Source organism: Gardnerella sp. KA00255 (assembly GCF_049244095.1).
GTDB lineage: Bacteria > Actinomycetota > Actinomycetes > Actinomycetales > Bifidobacteriaceae > Bifidobacterium > Bifidobacterium vaginale_F.
This window is the reverse complement of sequence record NZ_CP058374.1, coordinates 906,300-925,518: the sequence shown is the minus strand read 5'-3', so window position 1 is coordinate 925,518 and position 19,219 is coordinate 906,300. Positions and strand designations below refer to the sequence as shown.

Here is a 19,219-nt window from a genome sequence, read left to right as displayed (position 1 = left end):
AAAAGATTAAACATGCCAAGAGCTGTCGGAGTTTCTCTTAGAGCAATGTAAAAATCTTGCGATGAGAGAAACTCCGACAACTCAGCACCATTAAATAGGAAAATCCTGCAAAAATATGTATGGGTTTAATGATGCGCATTAATGTTGCGTTGTTATTCTCATAGTGATATAAGATATCCCATATGTCAAAAAGTAGGTATTCTCACTATAGTCATAGGCGTAATAATAAATTTACCCCGTGGATTGTGTTTATAGCGGTTTTCGCAATTCTATTATCTGTTATGTGGTTCGGATGGCAAATAATAAACGGAAGACCTATACTTTCGCAAATACCTACATTCAGTTCTGTTAGCGGAAAAACCGTTACGATTGGATTGCGTACTGCACCTAAAAGTTTGGATATTCGCACTGATGATAGTGATGAATTGCAGCAGGCGTTATTAGAAAATGTTTACGAAACATTGGTAAATCGTGATGAAAACAATGCTTTAAAGCCGGGTTTGGCTGAATCCTGGGATATTTCCAAGAATGGATTAGTATACAAATTTAATTTGCGTCATGGAGTTAATTTCTCTAATGGAGTTGCTATGGACTCCAAGGCAGTTTTGCAATCAATTAAGCAAGGCATTGTTAATAGATATCCTGGATATGAAGCGTTAGACAATATAAAAAGTATTGATAATACAGATAAATATTCTATAACTATTGAGTTAAATTCACCTGACCCGTTGCTTTTAAGGCGTTTAGCTGGGCGAGCTGGAATTGTTTATGATACAGGTGCTTTTATCAATTACTCAAATAGTGCTATTGGAACTGGTCCTTTTACTGTTGATAGTTATAAAAATGGCGACTCTCTTGTAATGCGTTGCAATGATAGATATTGGGGTACTCGTCCAAAATTAGGCGGAATTACGTTAAAGTATTTCAAAGATGACGCTTCTTTAACTGAAGCTATGTCTAATGGCAGTATTCAGATGGCTCTTCCTTTGGAAGGAAAAGATAATAAGCGTTTGGCTTCCGTTAAAAATGTGACGCTATCTAAAGGAAAGAGCACGCAAATAAAATTTATTGCTTTCAATAGTAGTAATAATTTATCCGTTTCTAGTGAAGATTGGATTCGTAGAGGATTCTGCTATTCTGTTGACCCGAAGTGGGCTATAGATTCTGACGGTAATGGTGGCGTGCCTGTTGGCGGACCTATTGATTCGCTTTCTCCAGGTTATGAGGATTTGACTAAAATATTGCCGTTTGACAAAGCTCAAGCTAGAAGGCATTTTAGCTACTTTTCTCCTAGATATTTCAAGACGGTTGTATTCATTGCTCCAAAAGAAAATGCAGATTTAGCTCGTAAAATAGCTGATTCTATATCTTCAACTAGCTATGCGAAAATTGATTTACAGATTTTAGACAGTAAAGAAGTTGATAAGCGTATTAAAGAAAGAAAATACGATTTGGCTTTAACTTCTATTAATCACACTTTAGATATAGATGCATTTGTTAATCCTAACTCGCCTTACGCGTTCCAGAATTCTGATTCGCAGAAATCTTATTCTGATGCAATGAATTCGCCGAATGCTGCTGGATATGAAGTGAATATAAAGAAGTATGCAAAGTATCTTAAGAATAATGCCGCTGCTGCTTGGATTTATGCGCGCAATAGTGTAGTTGCTGTTAAGTCAAATATTGAAGGATATCCTAAGAATATGACTGATCAGTTGATGCCTTTGCGTGATTTGAATGTGAAGTAGAAATCGTAAGATTTGCGTTGTCGCGCTGAGTTTCTAATATTCAGTTCATGAGTGAACAGGATAATAACACAGTAAAGCACGCACATTTAACGCCTCTTCCTAACAAAGTTGGCGTTGATGGTCTTGAAGACAAGTGGCGTGGTAATTGGGACGAAGCTAAGACTTACGCATTCCATAATTCTCGCGATCGTAAGGCCGTATATTCTATCGATACTCCACCTCCAACCGTTAGTGGCCATTTGCATGTTGGTCACGTATTCTCTTACACGCATACGGATGTTATTGCGCGATATAAGCGCATGCAAGGTTTTGACGTTTTCTACCCAATGGGTTGGGATGATAACGGCTTGCCAACAGAGCGCCGCGTACAAAACTATTACGGCGTGCACGTAGACACTTCGTTGAAGTATGACCCTGATTTTAAGCCGCCTTTTGAAGGCACTGAAGGCAAGAAGATTGAAGCGAAGGATCAGGTTCCTGTAAGCCGACAGAACTTTATTGAGCTTTGTGAGCGTTTGACTTCTCAAGACGAGAAGCTATTTGAAGCATTGTGGCGCAGACTCGGTCTTTCTGTAGACTGGTCGCAAACTTACCACACTATTGGTGAGCAGCCTCGTCGAGTTGCACAAAAAGCATTCCTTCGTAATCTTGCTCGTGGAGAGGCTTATCAGAAAGACGCTCCTGGATTGTGGGATGTGACTTTCCAGACCGCAGTTGCACAAGCTGAGCTTGAAGCGCGCGAGTATCCTGGTTTCTACCATAAGATTGCGTTCCGTTTCGAAGATGGTACGCCAATTTATATTGAAACTACGCGCCCAGAGTTGCTTGCTGCTTGCACGTCTTTGATTGCGCATCCAGACGATGAGCGTTACAAGAAGTACTTTGGTCAGGAAGTTTATTCACCGCTGTTTAAGGTGAAGGTCCCGATTTTGGCGCATTCTGCTGCACAAATGGACAAGGGCGCTGGCATCGCAATGTGCTGCACTTTCGGTGACGTAACCGATGTTGAGTGGTGGCGCGATTTGAATTTGCCAACTCGACCAATCATTCAGCGTAACGGCCGCATTGTAATGACTATTCCTGATTGGATTACGGATGAGTCTGGCCGTGAAATGTTCGAGAAGATTGCCGGCAAAACCACGTTCTCTGCTCGTAAGGAAGTTGTTGAGGCTTTGCAAGCGGCTGGAGATATGGATGGCGATCCAAAGCCAACGAAGCGTATGACGAACTTCTACGAAAAGGGCGATAAGCCTTTGGAAATCGTCACTTCTCGCCAGTGGTATTTAAAGAACGGCGGTACGGACGAAAAGCTGAATGCTGAGCTTATTGAGCGCGGCAAGGAGCTTAACTTCCACCCAGACTTTATGCGCGTGCGCTATGAGAATTGGGTTCACGGATTGAATGGTGACTGGCTTATCTCTCGCCAGCGCTTCTTCGGTGTGCCATTCCCACTTTGGTACCCAGTAAACGAAAATGGGGAAGTGGATTACGAGCATCCTTTGACTCCTAGCGAAGATCGTTTGCCAATCGACCCAACTATTGACGTTCCAGAAGGCTTTGATGAATCTCAGCGTAACCAGCCAAACGGCTTTACTGCTGAGCAAGACATCATGGACACTTGGGCCACATCTTCCTTAACTCCACAAATTGTGACTCGTTGGGAAGAGCCAGGTGAGGAAAATCAAGCTTTGTTTAAGGCTACTTTCCCAATGGATTTGCGTCCACAAGGCCAGGATATTATTCGTACTTGGCTGTTTAGTACGGTTGATCGCGCGCATCTTGAAAACGGCTGCTTGCCTTGGAAGCATGCTGCGCTTTCTGGCTGGATTCTTGATCCTGACCATAAGAAGATGTCTAAATCTAAAGGCAACGTTGTTGTGCCAAATAAGCCAATCGAAGAGTTTGGCGCGGATGCTGTGCGCTACTGGGCAACTTCAGCAAAACTTGGCTTGGATGCAACTTACGACGAAGGTCAGATGAAGATTGGCCGACGCTTGGCAATTAAGCTTTTGAATGCTACGAAGTTTGCGCTCGCAATTGGTCGCGAAGATGATGAGCATCAGGTTCTTGAGCCTGCTAGCGCGGACTGGGATTTTGCAAACGTTACGGAAGTATTGGATCGCTCTGTTATGGCAAAGCTCGCATCTGTTATTCGTACCGCAACTGATGCGCTTGAATCTTACGAGCATTCTAAGGCTTTGGAAGCAATCGAAACATTCTTCTGGGAGTTCTGCGACGATTACATTGAGCTTGCAAAGAATCGTGCTTACGGTACTGCAGAATCTACTGGACGCACTCCAAGCGAAGCTGCTGTAAAGTCTGCTCGCACAACTCTTGGCCTTGCACTCGATGCTTTGGATCGTTTGCTTGCTCCTTACTTGCCTTATGCTACTGAAGAGGTGTGGAGCTGGATGCATGACGGTGAAGGCTCTGTGCATCGTGCTAGCTGGCCATGCTCTAAGGCGTATGAGGCTGCTGCAAATGGTGTTTCTGCAGATACTTTGGCTTACGCTGGTGAAGCTTTGGCTACTTTGCGAAAGATTAAGTCTGAAGCAAAAGTTTCTATGAAGACTCCTATTTTGCAAGTGACTTTGAACGTTGCAGAAAACGCTTATAAGGCTGTTGAGGATACTTTGGATGACGTTGCTGAAGCTGGTCGCGTTACTGGAGAAGTAAAGCTTAACGCTGTTAAGGCTGCGGATGCTGGAGATTCTTCTGATTCTGCTTCTGATTCAGAATCTGATGCAGCTAACGTAAACGTTTCAGTTGCTCAAAGCGAACTCGGTGAAGCTCTTGCAAAAAAGAAGTAGTTGCAAGTAGTCGAAAATAATTAATCGCAAAACAAAAGTGCTGGAAGTCAATCTTCGACTCCAGCGCTTTTTGTGTATTTAAGCACTTAAGAATAATCACTTATTTTCTTCCAAATCAAGGCGCTTCACCACATCGTCGAGTGGAGATGTTTCTAATTCTCCACGTTTGTATGCTTCAATATCTGCCATTAGTCCATATTCATGTTCAAGTTCATCGATTTGAGCTTCTAGTGCTTGATTCATGTAAAATGAACGAGTGCGGTGAGTGGTTTTAGCGAGCTGATCATAACGATCTAAAACGTTAGAGGGTACTCTTAATCCTGTAATTGTTGCAGCCATTTTTAATCTCCATTGTAAAACATGTAAAACATATATTACACTATATGTCGAATAATGCAATCTAATACATTGTAATCGCGAAGCATCGCGCGGTAACGCTAGACTGTAAACCATGAATCCAGAAAGCTTAAGTGAATTAATTGAAAAAATTGCTAAAGATTTAGTAGCAAGCGGTAAAGCTGGCAGTTTAACAGAAGATTTGATTCCTGCTGCCGAAAAACTCGCAGTTATGAGGCCAAAAGATCGCGCACACGGCGATTGGGCAACGAACGTTGCTATGCAGCTCGCTAAAAAAGCTGGTATGAAGCCTCACGATTTAGCTGAACTTTTTGCCGAGCGTTTGCAAGAAGCAGAAGGTATTGCGTCTGTAGAAGTTGCAGGCCCTGGCTTTATTAACATAACGCTTGATTCTGCTTCTGCAGCGGCTGTTGTTGACGAAGTATTAAAGCAGGGTGCAGATTTTGGCAATAATACGCATTTGAGCGGCAAAACTTTGAATCTTGAGTTTGTTTCCGCTAACCCAACTGGCCCAATCCACATTGGTGGCACGCGCTGGGCGGCAGTTGGTGATTCTATGGCTCGAGTCTTGGAAGCGAACGGCGCAAAAGTTGTGCGCGAATACTACTTCAACGATCATGGCGAGCAAATCAACCGTTTTGCAAAGTCTTTAGTTGCTGCAGCTCACGGCGAAGAAACACCTGCAGACGGCTACAAAGGCGCGTATATTAACGAAATCGCGGACGCTGTTATAAAAGAAGCGAAAGCGGACGGCGTTGACGTTCTCTCATTGCCGCGAATCGATCTTGGAAAAGACGAAGAAGGTTTGCCACTTGGCGAAGGCGATTCCGAGCAGCGAGAAGAGTTCCGCAAGCGCGCAGTTCCAATGATGTTTGCGGAAATTCGCAAGTCGATGCACGATTTTCGTGTTGGTTTTGACGTGTGGTTCCACGAAAACAGCCTGTACGAGGACGGCGAAGTTGAGCGCGCTATTTCGGACTTGCGTGAGCGTGGAGATATTTTCGAAAAAGATGGCGCAACTTGGTTCGAATCCACTAAGCATGGTGATGACAAGGATCGCGTAATTATTAAGTCTGACGGCAATTACGCTTACTTTGCTGCAGATATCGCATACTATCGCAACAAGCGTCATCGCGAACAGAATCCTGCAGACGTAGCAATCTACATGCTAGGCGCGGATCATCACGGATATATTGGCAGAATGATGGCAATGTGCGCGGCTTTTGGAGACAATCCTGGCGAAAACATGCAGATTCTTATTGGCCAGATGGTAAATGTTATGAAGGACGGCAAGCCTGTACGCATGAGCAAGCGTGCTGGAAACGTCATCACAATTGACGATTTAGTTGATGCAATTGGCGTTGATGCTTCGCGCTACTCGCTTGCTCGCACAGATTACAACACAAGCGTTGATATCGATTTGGATTTGCTTGCTTCTCACAGCAACGATAATCCTGTGTACTACGTGCAATACGCTCATGCACGTAGCTGCAATGTGGCTCGCAATGCTGCAGACGCTGGAATTACACAAGATGGCGCTGATTTAAGCTTGCTTAATACCGAGGCTGACGGCGAAGTGTTGGCTGCTTTGGCTCAATGGCCTGCAGCTCTTGCACAAGCTGGCGATTTGCGCGCTCCTCACCGCGTTGCGCATTATCTTGAGGATTTGGCAGCAAGCTACCACAAGTGGTACAACCTTGAGCGCGTAGTGCCAATGGAGTTGAGTGACCCAGAAAATCGCTTGCCAGAAGCGGAACGTGAGGCAGTTCGCATTGCAAAGTGCCCAGAGCCAGCACGTGCTGCAGCTCGTTTAAAGCTTAATGCTGCTGTTCGTACGGTAATCGCCTCTGGTCTTGATTTGCTTGGAGTTTCTGCTCCAGAAAAGATGTAGCTTTTTGCTATTATTGCGCATTTAAGATTTATTTAGGACGCTAGCTTTTATGTTAGCGTCCTTTTATTTTTTGAAATTAACTCAAGATTATTTCTGATTATTTCTGATTATTTATGATTACTTCTGATTGTTTCTGATTATTTCTGATTATTTTTTATTAGAAGACACGCGCGAATTATGGGTTTCTGTATATTAAGTACATGCGATTTATTAATATACCCCCTAATATTATTTTCGCTATAATTATCAATTCCTTATAAAAATCTTTGATTGACTAAATAGTAAAATAGTATCTAAATACGAATTTGCCATTATAGGAGGTGTAAGCATGAGCGTCACAACACAAGGTGTCAGCACGGACAGTGCCCCGAAAAAAAGGAATTTGGCAATTATTGAGTCCGCGTACGTGGCGATTATGCTTTTTGGCATGTTCTTTGGCTCAGGGAATTTGATTTTCCCAGTAAATCTAGGCGTAAAATCAGGAAATGGTTTCGTGCCTGCAATAATTGGTTTTATTATTACTGGCGTTGGTTTGCCATTGTTAGGTGTTACAGCTCTTGCTATGAGCCGTGCGAATGGTCTTTTTGAGCTTTCCAGCAAGCCGAGCAAAAAATACGGCATGTTTTTCACTTGCGTGCTGTATTTGACAATAGGCCCATTCTTTGCAATTCCTCGTTGCGCAATGACTTCATATACTGTTAGCTTAGAGCGTGTAATTCCTCAAAATGGTAACAATCAATTGTACTTGTTCCTGTTTTCTGTGGTATTCTTTGCGCTCGCGTTCTTCTTTGCTCTAAAGCCTAGTGGAATACTTACATGGGTTGGTAAAGTTCTTACGCCTATTTTCCTGGTATTCTTAGGTGTTTTAGTATTTACTGCTTTGCTTTCGCCTGTTAGTGGTGCTTCTGCTAATGATTCCCCTATTGGTAATTATGCAAATATGCCATTCTTTGCAGGTTTCTTAGAGGGCTACAACACAATGGATGCTTTAGCTAGCTTGGCCTTTGGTATTGTGGTTGTTAGCACCATTCGCCAGTTTGGTGTAAAAGATCCTAAAGATGTGGCAGTGAATACTGTGCGATCCGGTTTCTTTAGCTGCCTAATAATGGCTATTATTTATGTTGCGATTGCAATTATTAGCGTTCGCAGTCGCGCTATATTCCCACCTGCAAAAAATGGTGGCATAACTTTAGCTCAAATAGCTCGGTATAGTCTTGGCGATTTTGGTTTGTTTGTTCTTGCTGCAACTGTTACTCTTGCCTGCTTAAAGACTGCAGTTGGCTTAATCGTAAGCTGCTCGGAAACTTTCTCTAAGTTATTCCCTAAAGGTCCTAGCTACAGAGTTTGGTCTGTGATAATTACGTTTGTTTCGTTTGGTGTTGCAAACATTGGCTTAAGCGCAATAATCGAATATGCGGTTCCAGTGCTTATGTTCTTATATCCACTTTCCATAGTGCTTATTCTTTTGGCTTTGTGTGGTCGACTTTTTAACAATTCCAAAGTCGTATACGCTTGGACGCTTGGTTTTACTGGTGTTGCAGCAGTATATGATTTTTTGAATAGTTTGCCAGAATCTTTGCGCAATGCATTGCATATGAATGGTATATTAGCGGTTATTCAAAGCTGGCTGCCGTTCTCAGAATTTGGCATGGCTTGGGTTTGCCCTGCGATTATTGGATTTGTTGTTGGTTTGATTCGTAATTTATTAAGAGATAGTCAAGGAATAGCTGAAATAGCTAGGTCATCTGTTGCTCCTGGAGCGCGGGGGAGTGTTGCTGATGACAATGATTATATTCCTGACGAATCATAGTCTTGTGTGATTTTGCGGAATAACCGGTAATTTTCAAAAGTAATATTTACCTGTATTATAACAAAAGCCTACGGTGCGTTTTCTTGTACTGTAGGCTTTTTGGTTAGATTTTTTGGTTAGATTTTTTAAAACTTGCGACTAGAAGTTGCCGCCGTTCCAACCCCAGTCAGTTGTTGCAGTGTAGCGAATGTAAGTGCGATCCTGTGGAATTCCAAGCTCGCGCTCCAAAGCTGCCATGATCTGCTCAGTCAACTTTTCCCAAGCAGATCCTGGTACGCTGGAACCAAACACGTTCACTTCAACGTAAGCTGCAGGCTTAGTATTGTCTCCCGCAAAATAAATCGGCATATTGTCCTCGAATGGGCACATAAGCCAGCGTTCGCTTTTTCCTGGAACAGCGCTAATTGCCTTGCCATAAGCAGATTTTAAAGCTTCGCGTTGCTCTGGTGTAGTGCTTACAGAAACATGAGTATGAATAACTGGCATAATCGCTCCTTTGCTAAATTTTATAAATTTGCTAAGTTCTATAAACTTGTATTGCGCAACTTGCGCTACGCAATAATTATAGTGAATTGTTAACCTCCGCGTGTTTAATTGAATGTATGAAAAAACTTATTGAACAGGTTGTTAAGTTCGGAATCGTAGGCATTATTGCGTTGATTATTGACGTAGTGTTGCTAAATCTGCTTCTTCTTGTGCATCTTAATAATGTTGTTGCTGGAACAATATCTTTTATAATCTCACTTATTTTTAACTACATTGCAAGTATGAAGTACGTGTTTAAGCACCGCGAAGACATGGCTCGTTGGATGGAATTACTGATTTTTGTTATTTCTGCAGTTATTGGTTTGCTTATTAACGATGCGATTATTTGGCTTAGTACGCTTGGAATGGCGCAAGCTTTGCGTGGTACTGCGATTTACATGCTCCGCACAAACATTGGCAAGCTTATTGCAACAGTTGTTGTAGCTGTGTGGAATTTTGTTATTAGAAAATGGCTTTTAGATGACACAAAGTCACAAAAACCTGATTATGATGCCGCTAAAGACAATACTTTTGCACATAAGTTGGGCGAGTGGTCGTTAAGTCATACTCCAAAAAGAAGGAGGAAGTGAATTATTATGCCGGCTACAACAATCCATTTTGTTCGTCACGGTGAAGTCGAGAATCCTGAACATCTGCTTTATGAACGTTTGCCAGGATTCCATCTTTCTAATAGGGGTGTGCGCATGGCTAAGGCTACAGCGCATTATTTTGCTACTGCTCCTCAAATGCGCGAAATTAGTGCAATCTATTCATCTCCTCTTGAGCGAACTCGTGAAACAGCTCGTGAAATAGAAAAGGCGTTGCGCAATATTGCGGATTCTGCCTATGCAAAAGCGCACTGTGATGAAGAGCGTGATGAAGATTCTGATCAATCTTCTGATCAATCTCAAGAAAGCGACATCATTTTAGATAAGCGATTGATTGAAGCTGGTAATAATTTCCGCGGAAAACGCATAGGTTACGGCGAAGGTGCTTTGTGGAAGAATGGAAATTGGAAACTTGTATTGAATCTTTGGCGCCCAAGTTGGGGTGAAAGCTATCGAAGCATTGCTGCTCGCGTTGGCGATTTTGCGCGCGAACAAGTTAAAAATCATCCTGGAGAGCAAATAGTAGCTGTAACTCATGAATCGCCTATTTGGTCTTATCGTCATTTGCTAGAAACAGGTCATCCGGAGCATAATATGTTGCTTCGTAAGACTGCTTTAGCTTCAATTACGTCTATTACTTACGATTGCGAAACTATGCGCGTGCTTTCGATTACATACGTAGATCCTGCTGGGCGAGTGAAGTAAGTAACATATAATGCGAAGGAGCATGGAAATGGTTGATTCTGTTGATTCTGTTGATTCTGTCAAAGATTCTGAAGATGTTAAAGATAACGAAAAAAGTATGCTAATGCTGAATAATGCAGCGCAATCTGCTGCGGAACTAACAGAATTATGGCCATTAACAGAAGCTCGACACTTAGATAACGACGCAAAATACGCAGAAAATCTTGAAGTGCGATCTATGCGAACAGTTGCACGTATTATTACAGGTCTTGATGTTACTGTGCCTGATGCGGAATTTGTGTATGAAGGTGCGGATGAAATTCCAGGTCGACCTCAAGAAATAGTAGACGCGCTTCTTGATGCTGCAGACGCTTACGACGATATGGGTTCCTGCTATGAGCCTAATTATGATGCAGAAGAAGTATTAGAAAATAATAACGATATAAATTCCGTTTTTGGAAGGCTTATATCTCATTCTTCTGAAGATTCTAATGCAATAAATGCTGCAGCTGATACGTTAAACGTGGAAGGCAATTGGAATAGTAACGATATTGACTCTGCAATTAATTATGCAAAACAAGTGGTTTCTTGCTACGAAAATAAATCATCTGAAACACAAAGAATTATTGTAGTTTTAAGCTTACTAACAAATCTAATTAAAAAAACTAATGATATTCGCGAAACTTTGCCAATATTCTTGTATATTAACGAAGTTTGTGAGTGCGTTGGTGTACCGCGAATGATGTTCAAAGATTCTCAATGGCGTGAGCTTGTCGATTGCGTTAAAAACATCGATGAGAGTGGTAAGGATAGCTATAACGAGAGCAGTAAAGATAGTAGTAAAGGTAACTGCAAAGATATTAGTATTCACGATTTGATTATTTTTGCTGCACCGTTGCTTAGCGCTGAGTGGAAAAAGCATCGTGAGGATGTGTTGTGGGATCCTGAAGTTGCGAAGAAGCTTGCCAAAGAAGAGGACGATAGAAAGTCTCGCGAAGCTCTTGCAGCAAAGTTTGCGCACATTGAGGGCAATAAAGAGTCTACGCAAGCTTTAGATTAAAGGCTTTTGATTTTATAAGCGTGGATTCACGTCCGTAACGCGCGGCACAATGGAACCTATGACTGATATCGAGGAAACTCAAGAAGTTGCTAATAACGCAACAAAATCCACAAAGCCTGAACTTCCAAAGAATGTTCGCGTGCGTTTTTGCCCTTCGCCAACTGGTACACCTCACGTAGGTATGGTTCGTACCGCGCTGTTTAACTGGGCGGAGGCTCGCCACACTCATGGCAAATTGCTGTTCCGCATTGAAGATACCGATAATGAGCGCGATAGCGAGGAAAGCTACCAGCAGATTATTGAGGCTCTTCGTTGGCTCAATATTGATTGGGATGAGGGCATTGACGTTGGCGGAGATAACGGCCCATACCGCCAGTCCCAGCGCATGGAAATTTATAAAGACGTAGCACAAAAGCTTTTTGAAGCAGGATACGCTTACGAATCCTTCTCTACTCCAGAAGAAATTAAGGAGCGCAATATTGCTGCTGGCCGTCCTGCTGAGTTTGGTTACGATGGTTACGATCGCAATCTTACTGAGGAACAGAAGCAAGCTTTCCGCGACGAAGGTCGTAAGCCTGCGCTTCGCTTGAAGATGCCAAATGAAGACATTACTTTTAACGATTTAATTCGTGGCGAAATCACTTTTAAAGCTGGATCTGTTCCTGATTATGTGATTGTTCGCCCGAATGGCGATCCACTTTATACGCTTACGAACCCTGTTGATGACGCGTTAATGGATGTGAACGTGGTTTTGCGCGGTGAGGATATTTTGAGCTCCACGCCTCGTCAGATTGTGCTTTACCGTTATCTTATGGAAATGGGTATTGCTAAGGAAACTCCACTTTACGGCCATATGCCTTACGTTATGGGCGAAGGTAAGAAGAAGCTTTCTAAGCGAGACCCTGAGTCCAACTTGTTCTTGCATAGAGATAACGGATTTATTCCAGAAGGTTTGCTGAACTACTTGGCTTTGCTTGGCTGGTCGATCGCTCCTGATCGCGATGTGTTCACTATGGACGAAATGATTGAAAAGTTCGATGTGCGAGATGTTAAGGCAAATCCTGCACACTTTGACTTGGATAAAGCAATTTCCATTAATGCTGAGCATATTCGCATGCTCGATACGCAAGATTTCTTGAATCGTTCTGTTCCTTACTTGCATAAGGATGGCGTAGTAAGTGCGGATAATTGGGATGCGTTAACTGACCGCGAGCGTGAAGTGCTCACAGCTGCTGCTCCTCTTGTACAGCCTCGCGTGCGTTTGCTTGGTGAGGTCGCTGGAATGGTTGGCAGTTTGTTAAGCGAAGATGGCTACATTGAGCCAGATGACGATGCTCGTAAACAGTTGAAGGAATCTGCAGGCGAGGTTCTTGATGCTGCGCTCGCTGCTTTGAAGGATGTTGACGCTTCTGATTGGCATACAGATTCCTTGCATGAGCTTTTGAACAAGAAGCTTGTTGAGGAAGCTGGTTACAAGCCGCGCTTGGCATTTGGTCCTGTGCGAGTTGCACTTTCTGGCCGCCGTGTTTCGCCTCCACTTTTTGAGTCCATGGAAATCGTGGGCAAAGACGTGACTTTGGCGCGCTTGGCTGGATTGCGTGAGCATTTGTAAAAATGATTAAGCTTTAACGCGATTTGCCCCGATGCTTGTTGATTTTTGCTTGCATTGGGGCATTTTTGTAACTGATTTGGGGATGATTTTTCACTTGGTGCGACACGCCGCGGTTGCGTGTTGGGCAGTTATGTTGTAAAGTCGTCATTTGTTGCGTCAAGAGGCGTAGCTGATAAATGAAAGCCCCCGTCGTCTAGCGGCCTAGGACTACGCCCTCTCACGGCGCCAACACCGGTTCAAATCCGGTCGGGGGTACAAAGACGGAACGGTTCCAAGAGCCGCGAAGCCTGCCAATTGGGGTATGGTGTAATTGGCAACACAGGTGATTCTGGTTCATCCATTCTTGGTTCGAGTCCAGGTACCCCAGCGAATAGCTCTCGTAGGACGAGGGCTTTTTTGTTATTTGTTTTCTTTTGGTTTCGCTGCTATCTGCTGATCATGTTTATAACATGCTGTCTACTCTCATACCTCGAATCTGTAATTAGATTTTCTGAGTAGATTTTATTAGAAATCAAAAACCCCGGAGCGATGCCGGGGTTTCTGATAAAAGAAGAAGAGAGGTTAAATTATATCAAGTCTATGTCAATCACTTGTTCGTGATTTCTTTGTTACTTATATATAATCACGCAATCCTGAGTAATAATATGCTATTTGCTGAAAGTTTCCTGTGAATATAATGTTAATTTACTAAGTTTCTATCCTTTTTAGAGAATGTACTTGTTTGTCCTGTTCCAATTCTTCTTTTTAGGTGCGTTTGTTAATAAATCTATAGTCGAATCGACCGAGCTTAAAGCAGCATAGTGCGCTTATTTGGTGTGTTGATAAACAAAAGCAAGAGTGGGTTCTTGGTTTTGTTTACTTTTGGGGTTGATAAGTAAACAAACTCGGGGGAGTGTTCTTGGTTTTGTTTACTTTTGGGGTTGATATGTAAACAAAGTCGGGGAAGTGTTCTTGGTTTTGTTTACTTATGTGGTGTGTTAATAAACAAAAGCAAGAAGGGTTGCTTGGTTTTGTGTACTTACAGGGTACATAAGTAAACAAACTCGGGGAGAAGTAAACAAATTCAAGAACATGCATGTGCGAAAAATCTCAAATCTCTGTCTTACTAGTAGCAAAGCGTATTTTGTAAATAATCCTATATAAAGCTTATTTTCCTAGTATTCCTCGTATTTCTAATAATAAAAATATAAGAAAAATACAAATTTGTGTGAAATGTTGAATAATCTGCCGTATGCTTAAATTATGCCTGAACATATGTCTTCTCAAGATGAGCCTGATGAATTAAATCTTGTTAGCGCAGAGTTGAGCTCACAGAATAGCGCGTCAGCCACTCGTAGCAATTCTTTATCTATTTCCGCACGCTTAGGGCAATTGCAGTTTCATCTTTCAGGAAAGTTTCGCGTACTTCAATGTGCAGATTTGCAAGAAAGTTCTAAGATTTCAAGCGATACAATTCGTCTTATTGAATCTGCTTGTGATACAGCGCGTCCTGATCTAGTTATTTTTACAGGAAATCAAATTGCTGGATATTCTCCAGATTTTGCTAACACTTTTATGCGTCGCCGTTGGGACAGTAATGCTAATTTTTCCGAAAGTGATTTAGACGCTACTCGCGAAAAGGTGCGTAAGCATATTCGAAGCATGGTAAAGCCGTTGGAGGATCGCGGAATACCATGGGTTGTAACTTATGGTAATCATGATTTTCAGTGCGGTTTAAGTAATGATCAATTGGATGATTTGTATAGAGAGTTTCATGGTTGTTTAAATCAAAAAGGGAATCCTTCTAGTAGTACTTCAAATTGGGCTAGTGGAGTGCAGCGCGTTCATGGAATCTTACCTAATCAGGTTATTTTCCCTTGTGAGGCAGGTACTTTAGCTCTTCCAGTAAAAGATGAACAGCGTGAAAATATAGTGTTCTCGCTCGTATTAGTTAATTCAGGAGATTATTCTAAAGAAGGCGGATATGGTGAGCCTTCTCGTAGAACATTAGATTTTTTGAATGAACTTGCAAATTTCCTGCCGCCAAGATTCTGCGTTTTCCAGCATTTTCCTTTGCCTCAGTATTATGATTTGCTCCGCACCGTTCCTGCAAAATCTGCTTCTGCAGAGCATGCTATAGAAGGATATCGCGCATTTAGTGGTAAATATTATGCTTTAGATGAAAAGCGAGTTTTACCTGATGGTTATTTGTGCGAAGGAATTAGTTGCCCGGATGTAGATAGTGGCGAGTTTGCTATCCTGTGCAAGAACGGCACTTTTGCTGTTGCTGCTGGGAATGATCATCGTAATGCGTTTGCAGGCAGGGAACCTTCTAATAATATTTTGCTCGTATCTACGCCTACTTGCGGATTTGGCTCTTACGGACCTGAACCGTCTAAACGCGGGATTCGTCTTTTTGAATTTGACATTCGTCACCCATTTGAGCCGCGTATGCAAATGCTTGAGTTTGGTGAATTAGTTGGTAAGCCTTCATCTCGCAAGGCGTATACATACGGTTTGACGGCGGAATCTGAGCATAATCTTCCAGAGGTTGATTTATTGCGCAAGCCTTCGCTGTGGGTCAGGTTATTGCATAGATTACGCAAGCGTTAGATGCTTAGTGGCGCGTGGAATATTATTACTTCGACAACGATTCGCTTAAATATTTGCCTGCAGAAATAATAAGATGCGAATAACGCAACCCCAGGTTTGTGCCCATGCGATTTGCTTCTCCGGATATTGTAAGGGCCGCAATAACTTTTCCTGAAGAGTTACGAATTGGAGCAGAAATTGAGCATAATCTACTATCGTAATCATTGAGTGATTCCGCATATCCGCGCTTGCGTACAGTGCTAAGATGTGCGTTTGTAAAGTTTGAATTATCTATATATTGCTGTACTTTTTCAAGATTTTCCCAGGCTAATAATACTTGGGCAATAGATCCGCGTGTGAGTGGAAGGACAGATCCTACTTTAAATAAGGACGTTGTTTTAGAGTTTTCGCGATTTAAATCATCGTATGAATAATTTAGTCCTTGATTTTGAAAGTGCGATATATATTTTTCATTGTGCATTGAGTTCATATTGCTAGCAATATTGCGATTTTCTGCTGCAACGCATAAGCATTTGCCACCTTGTCTGCGGAATACTAATGCTGATTCTCCGGTTTTATTTACTAATGTTTTTAAAACTGGATCGACTTTAGATAGTAGCAGGTCGTCACTTGTGTATGATGCGAGTTCTGTGAATCTAGATCCAAGTTGTATTTTTCCTTGGTGATTTTTAGATGCAAAGTTGTAGTGTTCTAGCGCTGTAACGAGTCTATGAGCTGTCGGTCTTGGCAAATGCGTTACTTCTACAAGTTGCGCTAAAGTTAGTGGTCCTTGTTCTAGTGTGTCAATTATTCGAACAATCTTATCTAGTACGCCTACGCCGGAATAATCTTCTAGATTCTCTTTAGACGAGGAATTTTCTGCTTCTATAGATTGCAAAACATCGTTTATGCTTGCTGTATTTGAGATTTTGTTCTCGTCGTTATATGTTTCCAAAAAATTTTCAGAATTTTCATTAGACAGTGTGGCGTTAGGCAGAGTGGAATTAGACAAAGTGGAATTAGGCAAAATAGCGCTAGTTGGAATAATAATCTGATTGTTTTCGTTATTTTCGTTGTTTACATAATTGCGCATCAGATTGTCATTTTCGCTATTCTGCATATGTTTTCACCACCCCATATGAATGCATATTATTGCAGTTTTGTTTTTTAATAATTGTTTTTTAATAATTTCCGATATTTATTGATTCAATATGGAAAATTATCAATTGCTTAAAAGTTTATTGATGATTATGCCATTATTTGTTAAAAATGCAAATATGGCTTTCAATAATGTTTTTAAGAAATATTCTTTTAAAAAGATAAAAATTTCGTATAAATGTTTCTTGTTGCAAAAATAAGTTTATTTTTATGTAAACTTTACAGTTTCGTTTTGTAAGTGGATTTCCAAAATGATTGCGGTAACATCTACCATATAAATTATTTTTTAAGCCAATATCGCAATTTATCTTAATAATAATTACGATTTTTATGATTTTAGAAAAATTGAAAATTTATAATTTTAAAAATGGAAAATAAAAATAAAAAATATCATTTTTTTTTCTTGACTTTATCTTTCTTAGATCTCCAGCTTTCAATTTTTCAGTTTTGTGGATTTTAGATTTATATCTTTTTGGCTTTTTGGCTTTCCGGCTTTCAGATTTCCAACTTTTACTCTTTTGGCCCTTCCAGTTCTCTGGATTTTACGCTTTTCTCCCTTTCAGCTTTACAACTTTTACGATTTTATTTTTGATTCTTTTTGAATTTAAGCTGTTAGATAAAATTTGCGTGTAGAATTCAACAAATAATTCAGCGTGTGGGCAAGTGTTTCGCTATGATGTATATAGTGTTTTTGAATGCGCTGCTGCTTTCATGCAAAATATTATTGGTTCATATATGAGTTGGATATTTTGCGTGATAGAAGATACTAAACTATGTTTGAATATGAGTAAATAGCAAGTGTGGTTGAATCTAAAGTTGGCGCGTGAACGAAAGAGGTAACTGTGTCCGCACATAGCGCAGCTGATATTGACAATAATGCGTCAGATGTTTTGCACGTTGAAGGCGGTAAGCCGCTGAATGGAACTATTAAAGTTCGCGGTGCTAAAAATTTCGTGAGCAAGGCGATGGTTGCAGCATTGCTTGCGCCTGAAAAATCAGTATTAAAGAATGTGCCAGAAATACGAGATGTTCACGTTGTTTCAGATTTGCTTCGCTTGCATGGAGTTAATGTTGAAGTAAATGGTTCTGAAGGCATTGTGACAATTGATGCTACCAAAGTTCAATTAGCTGATGTTGCAGATGTTGATACGCTTTCTGGATCTTCTCGTATTCCTATTCTTTTCTCTGGTCCGCTGCTTCATCGTTTGGGCGAAGCGTTTATCCCAGCTTTAGGTGGATGCAATATTGGCGGCCGTCCAATCGATTTTCATTTGGAAACTTTGCGTAAGCTTGGCGCAAATGTTGATAAAGAACATGTAGACGGTATTCATATCACTGCACCTTATGGATTGCATGGTACTAAGATTCATTTGCCTTACCCTTCGGTTGGTGCAACTGAGCAAACACTTCTGGCTGCTGTTTTGGCAGAGGGCCGCACAGAGCTTTCTGGTGCTGCTATTGAACCTGAGATTATGGATTTAGTAGCTGTTTTGCAGAAAATGGGAGCTATTATTTCTGTTGATGTTGATCGAACTTTCCGCATTGAAGGTGTTGAAAAGCTTCATGGTTACACGCATACAGCGTTAACTGATCGAATTGAGGCAGCTTCATGGGCTTCTGCTGCTCTTGCAACTCATGGAGATGTGTTTATTAAGGGTGCTACTCAGCCTGAAATGATGACCTTCTTGAATGTATTTCGTAAGGTTGGCGGTCAGTTTGATGTAACTGATAAAGGTATTAGATTCTGGCATCCAGGTGGGGATTTGCAGCCTGTAGCTATTGAAACAGATGTGCATCCTGGGTTTATGACTGATTGGCAGCAGCCTTTAGTTGTTGCTTTAACTCAAGCTAAGGGTTTGAGTATTGTGCACGAAACAGTGTATGAGAATCGTTTTGGATTTACTAAGCCTTTAGTTGATATGGGTGCTATGGTGCAGCTCTATCGTGAATGTTTAGGATCTCTTCCATGCCGATTCCAGCAGCGTAACTATAAGCATTCTGCTGTTATTTTTGGCCCGACGCCTTTAACTGGTCAAGATATTGATGTTCCTGATTTGCGTGGTGGTTTTAGTCATTTGATTGCTGCTCTAACTGCAAAAGGTCCTTCAAATGTGCACGGAATATCGTTAATAGATCGTGGATATGCTGATTTCCGTGGTAAGTTACTCGCATTGGGTGCAGATATTGATTGACGATTAGTTTATGATTCCTAGATTTTTGCAGGTTTTCTGCTAGGTTTTTGCTAGGTTTTTGCTAGGTTTTTGCTAGGTTTTCTGACAGATTCTCTGCTGGATTTTCTTTGGATTATTGTCTTTGAGTCATTTTCTTTGAGTCATATTTTGAGGCATATTTATTTTTAACGCTCATAAGTTTTGCTGGTTTTAC

General features: G+C 41.4%; 13 protein-coding genes and 2 tRNA genes. 12 read left to right on the top strand and 3 right to left on the bottom strand.

The features are described from left to right. The first annotated feature begins 182 nt into the window (after positions 1-182). The gene (locus HXT51_RS03710; protein WP_421776215.1) at positions 183-1,748 is read left to right on the top strand and encodes an ABC transporter substrate-binding protein; all 1,566 of its coding nucleotides are present in this window, start codon (positions 183-185) and stop codon (positions 1,746-1,748) included. Positions 1,749-1,795: 47 nt separating this feature from the next. After that, entirely contained in the window at positions 1,796-4,558 is a 2,763-nt protein-coding gene (gene valS, locus HXT51_RS03705) for a valine--tRNA ligase (protein ID WP_421776214.1), read from the top strand. 96 nt (positions 4,559-4,654) lie between these two features. Here valS and relB read toward each other — a convergent pair whose 3' ends face one another. Further along, positions 4,655-4,897 (bottom strand): type II toxin-antitoxin system RelB family antitoxin, encoded by a 243-nt coding sequence (relB, locus tag HXT51_RS03700; protein WP_421776213.1) that lies wholly within the window; start codon positions 4,895-4,897, stop codon positions 4,655-4,657. A gap of 112 nt (positions 4,898-5,009) precedes the next feature. Between relB and argS the strand changes: the two genes are divergently transcribed. Both argS and brnQ read left to right on the top strand, forming a co-directional pair. Then, a complete protein-coding gene (gene argS, locus HXT51_RS03695; protein ID WP_421776212.1) occupies positions 5,010-6,806 on the top strand; it encodes an arginine--tRNA ligase in 1,797 nt (598 codons plus the stop codon). Between the two features lie 328 nt (positions 6,807-7,134). Beyond that, complete coding sequence (gene brnQ, locus HXT51_RS03690) at positions 7,135-8,616, top strand: branched-chain amino acid transport system II carrier protein (RefSeq protein WP_421776211.1); 1,482 nt, start codon at positions 7,135-7,137, stop codon at positions 8,614-8,616. Positions 8,617-8,754: 138 nt separating this feature from the next. Here brnQ and HXT51_RS03685 read toward each other — a convergent pair whose 3' ends face one another. Further along, positions 8,755-9,102 carry a phenylpyruvate tautomerase MIF-related protein gene (locus HXT51_RS03685; protein WP_415692316.1) on the bottom strand — a complete coding sequence of 116 codons (348 nt, stop codon included), beginning with the start codon at positions 9,100-9,102 and terminating at the stop codon, positions 8,755-8,757. Positions 9,103-9,218: 116 nt separating this feature from the next. On the opposite strand from HXT51_RS03685, the gene HXT51_RS03680 reads away from it, so the two are divergent. From HXT51_RS03680 to HXT51_RS03650, 7 genes are all read left to right on the top strand, one after another. Then, a complete protein-coding gene (locus tag HXT51_RS03680; RefSeq protein ID WP_180978569.1) occupies positions 9,219-9,731 on the top strand; it encodes a GtrA family protein in 513 nt (170 codons plus the stop codon). 6 nt (positions 9,732-9,737) lie between these two features. After that, a complete protein-coding gene (locus HXT51_RS03675) occupies positions 9,738-10,454 on the top strand; it encodes a histidine phosphatase family protein (RefSeq protein WP_421776210.1) in 717 nt (238 codons plus the stop codon). A gap of 28 nt (positions 10,455-10,482) precedes the next feature. After that, positions 10,483-11,493, top strand: a complete 1,011-nt coding sequence (locus HXT51_RS03670) for a hypothetical protein (RefSeq protein WP_421776209.1) — start codon at positions 10,483-10,485, stop codon at positions 11,491-11,493. 49 nt (positions 11,494-11,542) lie between these two features. Beyond that, on the top strand, positions 11,543-13,105 hold the full coding sequence (gene gltX / locus HXT51_RS03665; protein ID WP_421776208.1) for a glutamate--tRNA ligase: 1,563 nt from the start codon (positions 11,543-11,545) through the stop codon (positions 13,103-13,105). A 182-nt stretch (positions 13,106-13,287) separates the two neighbouring features. Then, positions 13,288-13,360 (top strand) — tRNA-Glu (locus tag HXT51_RS03660). 40 nt (positions 13,361-13,400) lie between these two features. Further along, positions 13,401-13,472: transfer RNA gene (locus tag HXT51_RS03655), tRNA-Gln, on the top strand. Between the two features lie 887 nt (positions 13,473-14,359). Next, complete coding sequence (locus HXT51_RS03650; RefSeq protein ID WP_421776815.1) at positions 14,360-15,697, top strand: metallophosphoesterase; 1,338 nt, start codon at positions 14,360-14,362, stop codon at positions 15,695-15,697. Positions 15,698-15,722: 25 nt separating this feature from the next. Here HXT51_RS03650 and HXT51_RS03645 read toward each other — a convergent pair whose 3' ends face one another. Beyond that, the gene (locus HXT51_RS03645) at positions 15,723-16,703 is read right to left on the bottom strand and encodes an IclR family transcriptional regulator (RefSeq protein ID WP_421776814.1); all 981 of its coding nucleotides are present in this window, start codon (positions 16,701-16,703) and stop codon (positions 15,723-15,725) included. A gap of 973 nt (positions 16,704-17,676) precedes the next feature. Between HXT51_RS03645 and murA the strand changes: the two genes are divergently transcribed. Continuing rightward, positions 17,677-19,026, top strand: a complete 1,350-nt coding sequence (gene murA / locus HXT51_RS03640; protein ID WP_180978570.1) for a UDP-N-acetylglucosamine 1-carboxyvinyltransferase — start codon at positions 17,677-17,679, stop codon at positions 19,024-19,026. The last annotated feature ends 193 nt before the right edge of the window (positions 19,027-19,219 follow it).